General features: G+C 29.5%; 13 protein-coding genes. 4 read left to right on the forward strand and 9 right to left on the reverse strand.

All coding sequences use genetic code 11. The annotated features are described in order from the left end of the window. Nucleotides 1–38: 38 nt before the first annotated feature. The 9 genes from ACJJVK_RS00645 to ACJJVK_RS00685 form a co-directional block, all read right to left on the reverse strand. On the reverse strand, nucleotides 39–2,603 hold the full coding sequence (locus tag ACJJVK_RS00645) for a M14 family zinc carboxypeptidase (RefSeq protein WP_405562255.1): 2,565 nt from the start codon (nucleotides 2,601–2,603) through the stop codon (nucleotides 39–41). A 111-nt stretch (nucleotides 2,604–2,714) separates the two neighbouring features. Next, nucleotides 2,715–3,281 carry an RNA polymerase sigma factor gene (locus tag ACJJVK_RS00650; protein ID WP_215995867.1) on the reverse strand — a complete coding sequence of 189 codons (567 nt, stop codon included), beginning with the start codon at nucleotides 3,279–3,281 and terminating at the stop codon, nucleotides 2,715–2,717. 418 nt (nucleotides 3,282–3,699) lie between these two features. After that, a complete protein-coding gene (locus ACJJVK_RS00655) occupies nucleotides 3,700–3,807 on the reverse strand; it encodes a hypothetical protein (RefSeq protein ID WP_405568285.1) in 108 nt (35 codons plus the stop codon). Between the two features lie 115 nt (nucleotides 3,808–3,922). After that, nucleotides 3,923–4,099: a hypothetical protein gene (locus tag ACJJVK_RS00660; protein WP_405562257.1), complete on the reverse strand. Its 177-nt coding sequence runs from the start codon at nucleotides 4,097–4,099 to the stop codon at nucleotides 3,923–3,925. 698 nt (nucleotides 4,100–4,797) lie between these two features. Continuing rightward, nucleotides 4,798–5,949, reverse strand: coding sequence for an adenylyltransferase/cytidyltransferase family protein (locus tag ACJJVK_RS00665; RefSeq protein WP_405562259.1), 1,152 nt, complete (start codon nucleotides 5,947–5,949; stop codon nucleotides 4,798–4,800). Nucleotides 5,950–5,955: 6 nt separating this feature from the next. Further along, the gene (locus ACJJVK_RS00670) at nucleotides 5,956–7,104 is read right to left on the reverse strand and encodes an alpha-hydroxy acid oxidase (protein WP_215995865.1); all 1,149 of its coding nucleotides are present in this window, start codon (nucleotides 7,102–7,104) and stop codon (nucleotides 5,956–5,958) included. A gap of 30 nt (nucleotides 7,105–7,134) precedes the next feature. Then, complete coding sequence (fucP, locus tag ACJJVK_RS00675; RefSeq protein WP_405562261.1) at nucleotides 7,135–8,433, reverse strand: L-fucose:H+ symporter permease; 1,299 nt, start codon at nucleotides 8,431–8,433, stop codon at nucleotides 7,135–7,137. Nucleotides 8,434–8,510: 77 nt separating this feature from the next. Further along, on the reverse strand, nucleotides 8,511–9,950 hold the full coding sequence (gene aldA / locus ACJJVK_RS00680) for an aldehyde dehydrogenase (protein ID WP_215995863.1): 1,440 nt from the start codon (nucleotides 9,948–9,950) through the stop codon (nucleotides 8,511–8,513). Between the two features lie 255 nt (nucleotides 9,951–10,205). After that, nucleotides 10,206–11,105: a helix-turn-helix domain-containing protein gene (locus ACJJVK_RS00685; RefSeq protein WP_405562263.1), complete on the reverse strand. Its 900-nt coding sequence runs from the start codon at nucleotides 11,103–11,105 to the stop codon at nucleotides 10,206–10,208. Between the two features lie 97 nt (nucleotides 11,106–11,202). On the opposite strand from ACJJVK_RS00685, the gene rhaD reads away from it, so the two are divergent. The 4 genes from rhaD to fbp all read left to right on the forward strand — a co-directional run bounded on the left by rhaD (nucleotide 11,203) and on the right by fbp (nucleotide 16,215). Beyond that, nucleotides 11,203–11,997 (forward strand): rhamnulose-1-phosphate aldolase, encoded by a 795-nt coding sequence (gene rhaD, locus ACJJVK_RS00690; RefSeq protein WP_215995861.1) that lies wholly within the window; start codon nucleotides 11,203–11,205, stop codon nucleotides 11,995–11,997. Nucleotides 11,998–12,016: 19 nt separating this feature from the next. Continuing rightward, the gene (locus tag ACJJVK_RS00695; RefSeq protein ID WP_405562264.1) at nucleotides 12,017–13,807 is read left to right on the forward strand and encodes an L-fucose isomerase; all 1,791 of its coding nucleotides are present in this window, start codon (nucleotides 12,017–12,019) and stop codon (nucleotides 13,805–13,807) included. Between the two features lie 68 nt (nucleotides 13,808–13,875). After that, complete coding sequence (locus ACJJVK_RS00700) at nucleotides 13,876–15,186, forward strand: FGGY family carbohydrate kinase (protein ID WP_405562266.1); 1,311 nt, start codon at nucleotides 13,876–13,878, stop codon at nucleotides 15,184–15,186. Between the two features lie 36 nt (nucleotides 15,187–15,222). Continuing rightward, nucleotides 15,223–16,215: a class 1 fructose-bisphosphatase gene (fbp, locus tag ACJJVK_RS00705; RefSeq protein WP_215995858.1), complete on the forward strand. Its 993-nt coding sequence runs from the start codon at nucleotides 15,223–15,225 to the stop codon at nucleotides 16,213–16,215. The last annotated feature ends 183 nt before the right edge of the window (nucleotides 16,216–16,398 follow it).

The raw sequence follows: 16,398 nt of genomic DNA on the forward strand, positions 1-16,398 counted from the left end.
ATTTCTCTTCATTATCAAGAATTGAATAATTATTGCTTCTAAGGGATATTTATAATAGATCCAAAGAAAATAGCATTCATAAATAGTTTATTTGTTCCATACCAAGCTCCTCTAAAATTAGGATTATCAGCAAACATTACAACTCTTCCTTTACCTATTTGATTTACTATTATTGATGCAGATTTTGTAAGATAATTATCTAAATTCTCTTTGGTAATATAACCATCTATATGTGGGTTTTTTGTGTACTTTGCTACTGTAGAAAATTTATTTTTACTTGGTGCCAACCAAACTCTATTATTTTTATAAATAGGTAATTCTCTGTTATGATAACCATAACCAATAGGGTGTGTAGTATCTAAATCTACTTTAAAAATTGCTCCACCTATGCTATTTCTTCCTAAATGTTCTCTAGATTCTCCATAATTTAAACGTACTAAAGAATCTTTCGTACTATTTTTATGAACCACCAATTTTTCTTTAACCAATTTATTTCTAATTGCCCAAGAACTTGCTGTACGTATAGTAATTAACGTATTACCCTGAGCTACCCAGTCTTTAAGTTTTTGTCTACTTTTTTCATTTAACAAATTATAATAACCAGAAACCATGATAATAACATTATACTTTCTTAAATCTGTTCTATAAAAAATTCTTTCTGGAACTTTACTAATTGGCATTTGCATTCTTTGTTCTAATAAATGCCAAACTTCACCAGCCTCGTAAGCAGAAACACCTCCTTCTACTAACATCATTGCTTTTGGTTTTTCTAAAGTTATAAAATTAGAACTTCCTAAATCTATACCCTGTAAGCTAAACCCAGTTTTTACAGCGTTTATATTTATATTATATTTTTCTGATGCCTCTTTTAAAATAGTATATAAAGATTCTTCTGAAACATTTTGTATTCCTACAGCAATTAACAAACTGCCTCTTTCTAATTGTTGTGATGAATTCTTTACACTTACTTTAAAAGGTTTGGTGGCAGTTTTTACAATTACCCCTTTATTATGCAGATAATTTAATAAAGCAGGAGCATAATAATCATCCCAAGAAATTAAATATGCATAATTACTTCTAGTAAATTTTTCTAAAGTTATTTTATTTGTTTTTGATGTAAGTTCACTTTTATATTGTGGTGTTTTTTTAAGCGAACTATATTTCATATTATAAAAATTAGCCAAAGACCAAGAAGATGCATCATAAAAAACACTATCTCTATATTTATTATAGGTTTCAAACATAGTTCTTACCATTAAATATTGTGCTTGTTTTGTAGGCACAAAATAAGATTTGTCTTTTCTGTATTTTTTATTTTCTACAGTAATATCATTCTCTAAATCATAAACTTTAATCTTATGTTTTAACAATAAGTCTATAAAGGATTTATTTCTGTTTTTATCATAATCATCACCAAAAACATAGCCTTTTATTTTACTTTCTGATGCTTTATCTATAGATGATCTAAAGAAATTATTTTGATATGAATACAACAACTCTTTATTTGAAATAGCAGCTTTTATGGTAGAAAAACTTGTAACAAACTGATTTCTAATTGTAAATTTAAAGGTAATGTTACCTGTTGGTGTTTCTTGTATATGCCCCCTAGAACTCGCTTGCTCAAATAATAATGATAAAGAACCTTGTAAATCGCCATAAGTAGAACCATAACCAGGATAAGTAGCATCATATTTTTCTTTAGTAAAATACAAGGATTTAATTTTATCTAAATCTGCAGTAAAAAATTTTGCAAAAGCATCATTTAAAACTGTGTAATTTTCTTTTGGTGTAACTGGCGTTAAAGATGCAGAAAGTTGTTTTGGCTCAAAGAAAAAAGTACTATTAGTACCCATTTCATGAAAATCTGTTACTACATTTGGATACCATTCATGATACCATTTTAACTTTGCATTACTTTCGGTCTGCACTGCTAACAGCAAATCTCTATTTAAATCGAACCAATAATGATTTGTTCTACCTCTTGGCCAAGCTTCATTATGTTCTATATCATATTTATCTGCTATTAACGGACTACCTCTAAAAGTATTTACCCAATTGGTATGTCTATCTCTACCATCAGGATTTATTAATGGATCTAGAAAAATAATAGCTTCTTTGAGGTATTCTTTTACTTTAGGATGTTCTGATGCCAATAATACATAAGCTGTTAATAAAGCTGCTTCAGTACCAGAAGGCTCATTACCATGCACATTATAACCTAAGTTGATAAAAATAGGCAAATCAGAAAAATCTTTTATATCTATATTTTTATGAATAACTTGTAGATGCTTTTCTTTTAAATTTTCTAAATTCTTAAGGTTTTTTTCTGAGGATATTACTAAATTAATTAGTTTCCTATTTTCATTTGTTTTTCCATAAGGCTGTAAAATTGCATTATTAGATACTTCTGATAGTTTAGTTATATATGCAACCACTAAATCGTGCCTGGTATGATAATCTCCAATAGCATATTCTAAGAACTCTTCTGGACTTGGAATGTTTTTATTAAAAGGAGCATATTCATTATAAAAGTAACTTTGAGAAAAAGAAAAATAAGAAAAAAAGAATGTAAAAATTACTAATAGCGTACGAGTATTTGTCATATAGAAATTCATTAAGAAGTTTGTCTTTATATTTAAAAACCTTAGTTATTGTTTTTAAGAGCAAACTAAATTTAAATTGTACTATATGAAATATGTTAATTTTAAAGAAAATTATTTTGACAATAAAAAAAACAAAATTTCTATAAAATTACTTCCTAATTTTCTTAATTTTTTAATAGCTCCTGCCAAAACATTTCTAACAGTCTGATATTTAACATCTAATAATTCAGATATTTCAAAATTATTAAAGCCTTGAAAATATTTTAAATAAATTAATTCCTTTTCTCTCGGACTTAATTTTTCTATAAGTAATTTTAATTCATTCAAAACCTTTTCTTTATCTGTATCATCTTCTTGATAAGCAACTGTGCCATCTATAAGATCAAATTCTATTTTTTTAGATTTCTTTACTTTATAAATTTGATTTCTTAAACTTTTAAATAAATAAGCTTTAACATTAGTAATTTCTGATATAGAATCTTTATAATGAATAATATTTAAAAAAGTATCATGAACACAATCTGTAACCTCATTAGAATCAATATATCTAAGACCAAAATTATACATCATTTGATAATGAAAATTATAAATTTTACGAAAAGCAATCATATCTCCTTTCAAAAATAACTTCCATAAATCTTCTTGTGTATCTAAATTAGAGGTTTTTTTAAAACTCATTTTTAAAGTTTAATTTAAAGTTATCTTTAAATTTATTTAATGCTAACATACAAAAATGTCCTAGATACGTTGTCAGGTAATTATATAATTTTGAATATTACATTAATTTAACATTATTGTTAATTTAATAAAAATAATAAGCTATTTAATTGTAATTTTCGAAGTCGAGTTGCTATACAGTTTTTAAATTATATTACTATTTAAAAAGTAATAATTTGGGTATATACTTACCTCCCAAAAAAAAACAAAAACTTAATTTTTACTTTCTTGTTGAATTTCTAAAAACTAAATCTGTATTAAAAACCACTTCTTCATGTGCATATATATTTTTATGTTTTAATTTCTTTATAGAGTAATTTAAAAGCCTTTTTACCCATTTCAAATCCAGGTTGATTTATAGTGGTTAAAGGTGGAGAAATTACAGACGCCATAAACCAATTACATTTATTTGTTCTGGTACTTTTATGCCTTGATTATTAAGTTCTGATATGGAGCCAATGGCTACTAAATCTGTATTAATAAATATTCCATCAACGCTGGTATGATTTTTAAACGTTTATTCGCTTAAAATTTTCCTTCTTAAAAACTCATATTATTTAAGAAGTATACCAAATTGGGGTCATAAATTATATTATTATCATTTAAAGCCTGTTGTAACCTAAAAAACAATCAATTGAATTTTGAGGCAATAATGACCCTCTAAAATGTGCAATTCTTTTACAACCAATGTCTATTAAATATTGTGTTGCTTTGTAAGCTGCCTTTCTATCGTCAATTATAACTTTAGAGCATTTTATAACATCAATTGAAATCTCCAAACCTTAAATATTTTAAACATCAAAGTTCTGCTTTTTATCGTTACTCCAAACTTTTGGTATTGAGCCTAAATTATTTTAAAAAGTTAAAAAGGCAACCGAATTATATTGGTTTGATTTTCGTATTAAATTATTTTCCAACAAATTTAATGACGAAAAATCATGAAAACTTGAACCACAATTAATACCAGAACTTTCCTGAAATAGGTTGACTAAAAATAAATTACAGTGACTTATGAAAACACAAAATTAATAATAGTGAAAAAAAATTACCAAAAAGCAACTTTAGATCTCCAATAATTGGTTGTTATCAAATTTAAAACGGTCTTATCTTAACAAACTTTACAAGTAAAAAATATGAGAATAATATGCTACTGGATTAGAAGGTATTGAACCTTAGAGCAACAATAAACGGGTATAATTAAACTAGATGAAATTAAAAAACTAAAAGAACATAATATTAGAAAGAACTTGAGTTTAAAAAAGAGTTTTTACAAGATATTATTGCAAATATTGAACTCAATACAGGTGTAGATATATCCAAAAAAGTAGTTCCAAAAAATATTTACAAAAGAGATTTAACTAGAAAATAAAAATAGTTAAACGACAAAAAAATCATCAGAATAGTAAAAGAATTTCGAAAAAGATCAACTTATAACAATATAAAACATACTTTATTTAAAATAGATTGTAATATTATGTTACAGCATTTCTTTTCTTCTTATTTTAATTCTCATAGCGCCTTCAATAGGTTTTTCTGAAACTAAAATTAGATATCCAGCACCTCCAGCACCTGCTAATTTCCAAGCAAGGGCTTTTTCTTTATATTTATCAATTTCATTTAAAATTCTATCATTAACCATTGATGGAAACATTTTAACTTGAGCATTAAAAGATTTTAAAAAGCTATCAGCAAACCCTTCTAAGTCCTTCTCTTTTATAGATTCCCAAACATTATCAGCTGCAGTTGTAAGAGATTTTACATTTTCCTCATTGATAAAAGTGTCAGATAGTAAATCTAATCCTTTTTCTCTAGGCCATAAAAGAACCATAGAAATATGTTCTTCTAACCATTCTAATGTGGTTTCATCTTGTATAGATTCAAATTTTGTAGGCCAAAATCCATCATTATAATAATGCCTTGTTAATCCAGGCATACAAATACCAATAGCATCTTGTGCTCCAGATATCATTGTAGAACCTGGTGTATTTTCAAATTTAAAAAGTATTTCAGCAAGTTTTTCTGGCTTTTCTAAAGGCAAATAATAAGGCCATATTTTTTTTGCAGCATTTCTGGTTGATGTAGACATTCCACATCGTTCATTATATTCTACTATTGGCTCTAAAGAAATAGTAATAGCCCAACCTGGATGGTATTTAGAAACATATGGTTGATCTATCCAAGTTCCTCCTAAATCAATTCTATAAGGTAAAGTACAATTTCCACCAGTTCTTATAGCTGTTGTTGATCGTTCAGGAAGACCAGTATCTGGAATTCTCTTTAACTTTTTTAATTCAATATTTAATTCCTGACACAATTCTTCTTTCTTCGGAGAATAGCCATCTTCATTAACAACAAAAAAATCTGGTTTTAGTTTTATAAGATCTTCTTTAAAATCTAAAATCCCAGAACCTGAATTTACGAATGCTTGTTTTACATGCTTTATGGCATTAATCATATAAATTCTCTCTTGCTCAGAATTTATAGTTTGTCTTCCTTTTAATTCTGAAATTGTGCTGTCAGAACCAATACCTACATACAAATCTCCATATTTAGATGCTTCTTTGAAAAATGCAATATGACCACTATGAAGCATATCAAAACAACCAGAAACAAATACTTTCTTTTTCATTTTTACTTATTTCAATAAATGTTTAGGTAAATCTTCAACTCTCTCACAACAAAGCTGCTCCATAACTTGCTGTAATTCAGTTTTTAAAAGCGATATAGTATGATCTCCACCTTTTTTACCAAGAGCAGCAGCTCCATACATAAAAGATCTTCCCATAAATGTAAATTTCGCTCCACTTGCTAATGCTCTAGCAACATCTGGTCCAGAACGAATTCCACTATCCATCATTACCTCAATTTGATCACCATATTTTTCTGCAATAGAAGTTAATGGTTTAATTGATGATTCTCCTGCATCTAATTGTCTTCCTCCATGATTAGAAACGATTATTCCATCTAAACCTAAACGTATTGCTTTTTCTGCATCTTGATGACATGCAACACCTTTTAAAACGATTTTACCTTTCCACATTTCACGAATTGGTTTTATTTTTTCTTCATCTAACCTTCCAGAAAAAGTTTGATCCATAAATTTACCTAATTGTTTTAAATCTAAATTTTTAGGCATATATGGTAGTAAATTCGCAAAATTTGGGATTCCATGTTTTAAAGTTTGTAAACTCCAATGAGGTCTTCCAAAAGCTTGTAAAATATTAGTTAGGTTCATTTTTGGAGGCATTGCCAATCCATTTCTGATATCTCTTGGTCTAAATCCAAAACTTGGCACATCACATAAAATAACTAAAACAGGGCACTCTGCAGCTTCAGCTCTCTTTAAAATATCATCTCTTAAACTATCTTCAGCTGGATGATACAATTGAAACCAAGCTTTCCCTTCAGTTATTTCACTTGCACGTTCTATACTAGTAGTAGTAACTGTACTTAAAATAAAAGGAATATTTTGTTCAAAAGCAGCTTTTGCCAGAATTTCTGGAGAATTTGGCCACATTAAACCTTGTAATCCTACTGGAGCAATTCCAAAAGGCGCATCATACTCAATGCCAAATAATTTAGTTTTTTGGTTAGCTCCATTAAATTTTCTTAAGTATTGAGGTACCAATTGTACATCTCTTAATTCTGATGTATTTCTGTGCAGATTAACATCTTCATTACAACCACCATCTAAATATTCAAAAGCAAATTTTGGTATTTTTTTTTGTGCTTTTTTCCTTAGATCATCTATAGATGGGTATTTGGTATTAAAATTTAATGCCATTTTATATTTAAATTTAACGTTGGTTGATTTTTATTTATAAATTTTTAAAGTTCTATAGCCATAAACTGCAATTACACAAAAACAAATAAGAGGTAAGATAAAAGAAAAGTTTACCCCAGAAAAAGGACCTATTTTCTCCATATCTATCATTGTTCCTTGTAAAATTGGCATTAATGCTCCTCCAACAATTGCCATAACCAATCCAGCAGCACCTAAAGCTCTATCATCTTCTTGTAAACCATCTAAAGCTATTCCATAAATTGTTGGAAACATCAATGACATAAAAGCAGAAGTAGCAACAAGTAAATACAGTCCTATAATACCTTCAATTAGTATAACTCCAGAAACAGTAACCATTGCACAAAGTGCAAAAATCATAAGTAATTTTTTGGAGTTTATATACTTCATTAAAAAGGTACTTATAAATCTGCTACATAAAAAGATAGTCATTGCTATAATATTATAGTTTTGAGCATCTGCTTTGGCTATTCCTAAATTTCCAGCATATTGAATAATGAACGTCCAACACATAATTTGTGCAGCAACGTAAAACAATTGAGCCAATACTCCTTCTTTATACTTTCCGTTTTTAAATAGCCTAGAAAATGATGAAGATGCACTTGAATAAGTTGCTGACTTATTCCTTTTTGGCATTTTAGTTACTGCTATTAAAATAAGCATAGCAATAACAACAAAACCAAGAATTACATACGGATTTCTAATAATTGCTAAATCACTAGTTCTAATAATTGCTTTTTGAGCTTCATCAAGAGTACTGAAAATTAATTCACCTGCTTCATTTCTTTTATCAGAATCTAAAGCTACTAAAATAAATTTTGATGCCACAAACATTCCAAAAAGAGAACCAATAGGATTAAATGCTTGTGCAAGATTCAAACGTCTTGTAGCTGTTCTTTCATCTCCCATTGATAAAATATATGGGTTTGCTGTGGTTTCTAAAAAAGCCAAACCGAAAGTTAAAATATATAAAGACCCTAAAAAGAATCCAAATACTTCAAATTTTGCTGCAGGGAAAAACAATAATGCTCCAACAGCATATAAGGTTAATCCTAATAAAATACCTTTTTTGTAGCTAAATTTCCTAACAAACAAAGCTGCAGGAATTGCCATTGTTGCATATCCTCCATAAAAAGCTAGTTGTACTAAAGCAGCTTTTGCTGTAGATATTTCCATAACTGTACCAAATGCTGCAACCATTGGGTTTGTAATATCATTAGCAAAACCCCAAAGCGCAAATAAGGAAGTAATTATTATAAATGGAACTAGCATTTCTTTGGATACTACTGGTATTTTTTTCGGATCTGACATGGAAATAGTTATTTTTTTAAGTTTATAAGTTAAAATAAAAGTGTAATTATTAATTACACTTTTATTACTCTTTCTTTCTATCTGTATTGAGCGTATACAACTTTAGTCTGTAAATACTCTTGCATACCATGTTTACCATCTGCTCCACCAAGTCCAGATTTTTTCCAACCTGCATGGAAACCTTGAATTGCTTCAAAATGTTCTCTATTGATGTATGTTTCACCAAATTCTAATTGATCTGCAGCATGCATCACTTTATTAAAGTTTTCTGAAAAGATTGATGATGTTAAACCATATTCACAATCATTAGCCAAAGCAATAGCCTCATCTAATGAACCGAATTTCATCACTGGTAAAACAGGTCCAAAAATCTCGTCTTTCATTATTTTCATATCTTGAGTCACGTTGGTTAATAAAGTTGGTTGATAAAAATAACCTTTATCAAATTGGTTAGATTTAGTACCACCTACTAAAACTTCTGCTCCTTCTTTTTTAGCAAACTCTACCATTTCTGCAACTTTATCCATTTGTGCTTTTGAAACCAAAGCACTTAAATCTGGATTATCTTTAGAAAATGCATCTTGCACATTTAGATTATTCATTTTTTCAGTAACCATCTCCATAAATTGATCATGGATTTTATCTTCTACATAAACTCTTTCTGCACAATTACAAACCTGTCCACTATATATAACTCTAGAGTTAACAACAGCATTAACAGCCAATTCTAAATTAGCATCTGCACAAACAATAGCAGGTGCTTTACCACCTAATTCTAAAGAAACTTTTGCTATATTTTCTGCAGCAGCTTCCATAACTTTTTGTCCGGCCATAACACTACCAGTTAAACTAATAATCCCTGTAATTGGGCTTTTACAAAGTGCGTTACCTACAACTGGTCCTGTTCCACAAACCATGTTTAAAACTCCTGCAGGTAATTTAATTTTATCAATTAATTTTACCCATTCTAAAATGGTAATTGGAGCAATACAACTAGGTTTAATTACACAAGTGTTTCCTGTAATTAATGAAGCTGCTACTTTTCTTGCCATTACAAAAAATGGAAAGTTCCAAGGTAAAATACCAACAGCAGTACCAATAGGAGATTTGTGTAAAAAGATGTGTTCTTTTCTACGATCACTTTGTATAATTTCTCCTTCTATTCTTCTAGCCCAACCAGCGTAATAATCAAAATAATCTGCAGTAACATCAATTTCTACTTGCGCTAATCCAATTACTTTAGCTTGTTCAGCAGCTAAAGTCTCTGCTAAAAAAACTCTATTATCTCTAATTACTGATGCCATTTTATTTAAGTAACCAGCTCTTTCTATAGCAGTCATGGATCTCCATCCAAATTGCGCATTTTTCGCAGCATCTAATGCTTTATTAGCATCTTCTATAGAACCTTCTGGTATAACAGATAAAACTTCTTCTGTACAAGGGTTTACAACCTCTGTAACCTTTGTTGAAGTAGATTTTATCCATTGTCCATTAATAAACTGGTCGAATTCTTTCATAATGATATAATTTAATTTTTTGATATTGATTTTAATAAATCAGTTATTATAATTTAATTTTCTAGTGATTTGTGTACTTTTTAAAAATCAGTAAACTTCACTTAAGCCTAAACAACTACCAATAAACCTTTGATAGCCAAGCAAAACTAAATTAATATTAAAAGTAAAAGTTTATCCATAATAATCAAAATTATGTATAATTTAAACATCGGCACTTTGCTCCAATAAAACATCAACAAAAAAAAGCACTAAAATTTAAGTATATTTCCCTGATTTATAAATAGCAGGTGTTAAACCTGTAACTAATTTAAAAACCCTTGAAAAGTGATATCGATCTGAAAAACCTAAATCAAATGCAACTTCTTCAATTGTTTTATTAGAATGATCAAAGAAATCACAAGATTTTGCGATTTTTCTATTTTGAATAAAATTATGAAGCGTAATATTCATCTCCTTTTTAAATAATCTTGCAAAAGAATTTGGAGCCATATTTACCTTATCTGCAAGGTTTGGGTTGCTAAATTTCTGAGTAATGTTAGATTCTATATATCTAATAATTTTTAAAACTCTATCATCTATATTTATGGCTTTCCATAATTCTGGCCCCATGTTCGTTAAAACCTCTTTAATAAATGATTGCAGCTTTAAATTAAAAGTCAACTTAAAATTAGTGTTTTCTATTTTTAACCTTTCAGTAATATAATGTAATCTATCTTTTAAATAGTCTGTTAATTTTATTTCGATAATACCTGGATATACGTTATCAAAAGGAAGTCCTAAATTAAAATGTGTAAAAAAATGAACAAGAGATTTATCTAAATAGCTTTCTTCACTATAATTCGTAGTTAAATGCCTCCCAGAAACATGTATCCCTTTTGAATAAATATTATTTTTTACAAATCGAGATGAAAAAGAGGTGAATGGTGGAATTATATATAAACTGTCTGGATTCATAACATACACTTTTTCTCCATGTGTTAATTCTCCACCATCATTTTTATTCCAATAAATACGCCAATATGGAAAAACCATATCATGACAATCCCACAAGTCTAATAGCCAATATCTACAACAAAGAATCTTTAACTTAATATCTATTAGGTTTTGATTGTTAGAAGATGGATCTCCTAGCTCTATGCTTTTTGGGTATTTCAAAAATGTAGAATGTTTAAATTAGATACAAAAATACAGATTTTAAATATTTATTACACTTGAAGTTAGGTTTATTTTTGTAGAATAAAATATTCTTATTATGAAAAAAGTTAATCTTCCTAAGGAAGTAGAAATAGAATTAAAAAAAGTATCTGAAGTTGCAGGTTATTTATGGCAACGTGAATGGGCAGAAAGAAATGCAGGTAATATCTCTATGAACCTTACTTCTTTCTTCAACATAGAAGATTTAAAAGGAATTGGTACAGAAGTACCTTTCGAATTTCCAAAAGGCGCTGCTAATTTTGTTATATACATTACTGGTACAGGTTGTTATTTAAGAGACTTAGTAGATCATTTAGAAAATGTTTCTTGTATCCTTTTAATTAATGAAGATGCAACTGGTTATTCTATAGTTTGGGGTGGAGAAAGAGAAAACTTTGGCCCTACATGTGAGTTGATTTCTCATTCAAGTATTCACTTATTTAATAGCATTCATCATCCAGAAAATTTAGCAGTTGTGCATACACATCCTTTAGAATTAATCTGTATGAGTCATCATGAGTTGTTTGATAATGAAGAAGAATTAAACAGACAAATTTGGATGATGTGTCCTGAGGTTAAAGTATTTGTTCCTAAAGGAATTCACTGTACACCTTACGCTTTATCTAGTACAGCAGCTTTAGCTGAAGTAACAATAGAAGCTTTTAAAACAAGAAATGTTTCTCTTTGGGAAAAACATGGAGCAACAGCAACAGCACCAGATGTAATGAAAGCATGGGACTTTTTAGATGTAGCTAATAAAGGAGCTAAAATGTTAATGATGTGTTGGGCTGCAGGTTTTAAACCAGCAGGATTATCAAACGAGCAATTAACAGAGTTAGAACAATTTACATAGGACTTAAAAAATTAATATAATGAGTAGTAGACTTATAGGTAGATTACCAAAAGTAGGAATTCGTCCAGTGATTGATGGACGTGAATTAGGTGTTAGAGAGTCTTTAGAAGTTCAAACAATGGACATGGCTAAAGCTGCAGCTAAACTAATTGAAGAAACATTGCGTTTCCCTAGTGGAGAAAAAGTAGAATGTGTTATTGCAGATACTACTATTGGAGGTGTTGCAGATGCAGCAGCTTGCGCAGATAAATTTAAAAGAGAAGGTGTAGAAGTTTCATTAACAGTAACTCCATGTTGGTGTTATGGAACAGAGGTTATGGATACAGACCCTTCAACTCCAAAAGCAGTTTGGGGATTTAATGGAACAGAAAGACCAGGTGCAGTTTATTTAGCAGCAGCTTTGGCAGGATATTCTCAAAAAGGGTTACCAGCTTTTGGTATTTATGGTAAAGAAGTTCAAGATGGTGGAGATCAAACAATTCCTCAAGACGTTTCTGAAAAGATTTTACGTTTTGTAAAAGGTGGTTTGGCTGTCGCTCAAATGAATGGGAAATCTTATTTATCTATAGGATATAGTTCTATGGGTATTGCTGGTTCTATGGTTGATGTGAATTTTTTACAAGATTATTTAGGTGTTAGATCTGAGTTTGTAGAGTCTGTAGAAATTTTAAGAAGAATAGATGAAGGAATTTTTGATCAAGAAGAATATGCAAAAGCATTGGCTTGGACAAAAGAAAACTGTATAGAAGGAAAAGACTATAACAGTCCTGAAGCTCAAAAATCGGCAGAAGTAAAAGAAGCTGAGTGGGAAAAAGTTGTGAAAATGACATTAATCTGTAAAGATTTAATGAACGGAAATCCAAAGTTAAAAGAAATGGGCTTTGGTGAAGAATCTAAAGGTAGAAATGCTATTATGGGAGGTTTTCAAGGTCAACGTCAGTGGACAGATTACCAACCAAACGCAGATTATACTGAGTCTATTTTAAATTCTTCTTTTGATTGGAATGGAATTAGACAAGCATATACTTTTGCTACAGAAAACGATTGTTTAAATGCAATTTCTATGTTATTTGGACATTTGTTAACTAATAAAGCACAATTATTTTCTGATGTAAGAACTTATTGGAGTCCTGAGTCTGTAGAAAGAGTTACAGGTAAAAAATTAACAGGAATTGCTAAAGATGGAATTATTCACTTAATCAATTCTGGTTCTACAACCTTAGATGCAACTGCACAACAAGAAGACGCTGAAGGAAACCCTACAATGAAACCATTCTGGGATATTTCTGAAGAAGATGTTCAAAGATGTTTAGATAACACAAAGTGGCCTGCTGCAATTGCAGAATATTTTAGAGGTGGTGGTTTTTCATCTCAATTTAAAACTAGAGGTGAGTTACCAATGACAATGTGTAGAATAAACTTGGTAAAAGGAATTGGACCAGTTTTACAAATTGTAGAAGGTTGGAGTGTTGAGTTACCAGAAGATGTTCATGAAGTTTTAGATGAAAGAACAAACCCAACTTGGCCAACAACTTGGTTTGTTCCAAGAACTACAGGTACAGGTTTCTTTAAAGATGTCTATACAGTAATGGCTAAATGGGGAGCAAACCATGGAGCAATTTCTCATGGTCATATTGGTGCAGATTTAATTTCTTTAGCTGCTATGTTACGTATTCCTGTGAATATGCACAATGTTAGTGAAGATGATGTATTTAGACCAAGTGCATGGTCTGCTTTTGGAGAAGGATTAGAAGGTGCTGATTATAGAGCTTGTAAAAATTATGGTCCTTTATACGGATTTAAAGAATAACGAATTTAGAAAACAACTAAAAAGGTGTGAGGTTAAAACTAAACACCTTTTTTAAATTAGGGTTTGTAATGAAAAATGTAATAGCTGTAATAGATATTGGAAAAACCAATAAAAAAATATTTTTATTCGATGAAAAATTTGAAGTTTGTGCAGAAAATTCCACTCAATTTCAAGAGGTTCTAGATGAGGATGGTTTTCCTTGCGATGATTTAGAATCTATAGAAAGTTGGATTTTAAACGAAGTAGAAAAAGTTCAAGACAATCCTTATTACAACTTAAAAGCTATTAACTTTTCTACACATGGAGCGTCACTAATCTATTTAGATAAAGAAGGAAAACGCATTGCTCCATTATACAATTACTTAAAACCATTAGAAACAGAAGATTATAAAGATTTCTATCAAAATAATGGTGGTGTAGAAGAATTTTCTAGAAGAACAGCATCTCCTTCTTATGGAATGTTAAATACTGGTCTTCAGATTCTTAAACTAAAGAAAGAAAAACCTCAAGTTTGGGAAAAAGTACATTCTATTTTACATTACCCTCAATACTTAAGTTATCTTTTTACAAAGAAAATTACTTCAGATTTTACTTCTGTTGGTGCTCATACAGCTACTTGGGATTTTGACAATATGGAATATCATTCATGGTTAAAAAAAGAGAATATAAATTTACCAGAACCTACTAATGGAGAAATTGCTATTTCAACAACTATAAATGGAAAAAAAGTTGCAGTTGGCTCTGGTTTACATGATAGCTCTTCATCAATAATCCCTCTTTTAGAAGAAAATAACACTAAAGACTTTATGTTACTTTCTACAGGAACTTGGATTATTGCTATGAATCCATTTAGTCATGAAACGCTTACAAGTCATCAATTGACTAACAATTGTTTATGTTTTATGACCCCAAAAAAGCAACAAATAAAATCTTCAATGCAATTTTTAGGACGCATTCATGAGGTATATTTAAAACCCTTAAGTGAGCATTATAACGTTCATATAGATAGGCACCTAAGCCTTGGTTTAAATGAAAAACTTTGTCAAGAACTAATTGTCGAAAACGCTCAAATTTTTTTAGCAGAAGGTATAGATACTGAATTTGAAGCAAATGAAAAATTATTCAAATATTTTGGCTCTTATGATACTGCCTATTATCAATTAATATTAGAAATCTGTAAAAAAGTTATTAATGGTATTAATTTAATATCAGATAAAAATTCGGAACTAAAATGTATTTATATTTCTGGTGGTTTTAATAGAAATAGAATATTTATTAAATACTTATCATTATTAAAAAAGAATTGTAAAATTAAAATTTCTAACTGTAAAAACGAAAGTGCTTTAGGGGCTGCTATGTTAATGAAGAAATATCTATAATAAATTATTTCTATTAACATACAAAAACAAAAAACTATGAGCGACCATATTACTTTAGGAGAATTTATTATTGAAAATCAATCAGCATTCCAATATTCATCTGGCGAATTATCTAAATTGTTAAATGGTCTTAGACTTGCTGCTAAAATGGTAAACCATGAAGTAAATAAAGCAGGATTAGTTGATATTATTGGAGGTGTAGGCGAGGTAAATGTTCAAGGAGAAAATCAACAAAAACTTGATGTATTTGCCAACGACAAGTTTATCCACTCTATAATAAAACGTGATATTGCTTGTGGAATTGTTTCAGAAGAAGAGGATGAATTTATTTCTATAAACGGAAGTGATAAAGCCAATAAAGGTAAATATGTAGTTTTAATGGACCCTTTAGATGGTTCTTCAAATATTGATGTAAACGTATCAGTTGGTACTATTTTTTCGATTTTTAGAAGAGTTACACCAATTGGAACTCCAGTACAACTTGAAGACTTTTTACAGCCAGGAAGTTTACAGGTAGCTGCAGGATATGTTGTTTATGGCACATCAACTATGCTAGTATACACAACAGGTAATGGTGTAAACGGTTTTACATTAAACCCAGCAGTAGGATCATTCTATTTATCGCATGCTGATATACAAATACCAAAAACAGGAAATATTTATTCTGTAAATGAAGGAAACTATTCTCATTTTCCTCAAGGCGTAAAAGATTATATTAAATATTGTCAAAAAGAAGAAGAAGATCGTCCATATTCAGCTAGATATATTGGTTCTATGGTTTCAGATTTTCACAGAAATATGCTAAAAGGTGGTATTTATATGTACCCAAATTGTACTAAAAACGCAAACGGAAAATTAAGATTACTTTACGAAGCAAACCCAATTGCTTTACTAGCTGAACAAGCAGGCGGAAAAGCTACAAATGGTGTTCAACGTATATTAGACATTAAACCTACTGAAATACACCAAAGAGTACCTTTTTTCTGTGGTAGTACAGAAATGGTTGATAAACTAGAATCATTTTTATAACATTAAGTTTAAATCTATATTAAAAACATATTCCCCAGTGATATATTTCAATACATGAAAATATCCAAAGAAATGGGTATCTAGATGAAATTGATTTCTCTAATGCCCATTTTCCCTTAAACAATTTCAATACTTTTTATTGTTTGTATTGCATTTATGTAAAATTTTTAAGGTTGTAATTAC

The sequence above is a fragment of the Polaribacter sp. Asnod6-C07 genome (genome assembly GCF_045063625.1).
Lineage (GTDB): Bacteria > Bacteroidota > Bacteroidia > Flavobacteriales > Flavobacteriaceae > Polaribacter > Polaribacter vadi_A.

Bases quoted from the DNA above. Each gene is read 5' to 3' on its own strand.
- ACJJVK_RS00645 (WP_405562255.1), bottom strand. From the start codon at position 2,603: ATGACAAATACTCGTACGCTATTAGTAATTTTTACATTCTTTTTTTCT.
- ACJJVK_RS00650 (WP_215995867.1), bottom strand. From the start codon at position 3,281: ATGAGTTTTAAAAAAACCTCTAATTTAGATACACAAGAAGATTTATGG.
- ACJJVK_RS00665 (WP_405562259.1), bottom strand. From the start codon at position 5,949: ATGAAAAAGAAAGTATTTGTTTCTGGTTGTTTTGATATGCTTCATAGT.
- ACJJVK_RS00670 (WP_215995865.1), bottom strand. From the start codon at position 7,104: ATGGCATTAAATTTTAATACCAAATACCCATCTATAGATGATCTAAGG.
- fucP (WP_405562261.1), bottom strand. From the start codon at position 8,433: ATGTCAGATCCGAAAAAAATACCAGTAGTATCCAAAGAAATGCTAGTT.
- aldA (WP_215995863.1), bottom strand. From the start codon at position 9,950: ATGAAAGAATTCGACCAGTTTATTAATGGACAATGGATAAAATCTACT.
- rhaD (WP_215995861.1), top strand. From the start codon at position 11,203: ATGAAAAAAGTTAATCTTCCTAAGGAAGTAGAAATAGAATTAAAAAAA.
- ACJJVK_RS00695 (WP_405562264.1), top strand. From the start codon at position 12,017: ATGAGTAGTAGACTTATAGGTAGATTACCAAAAGTAGGAATTCGTCCA.
- ACJJVK_RS00700 (WP_405562266.1), top strand. From the start codon at position 13,876: ATGAAAAATGTAATAGCTGTAATAGATATTGGAAAAACCAATAAAAAA.
- fbp (WP_215995858.1), top strand. From the start codon at position 15,223: ATGAGCGACCATATTACTTTAGGAGAATTTATTATTGAAAATCAATCA.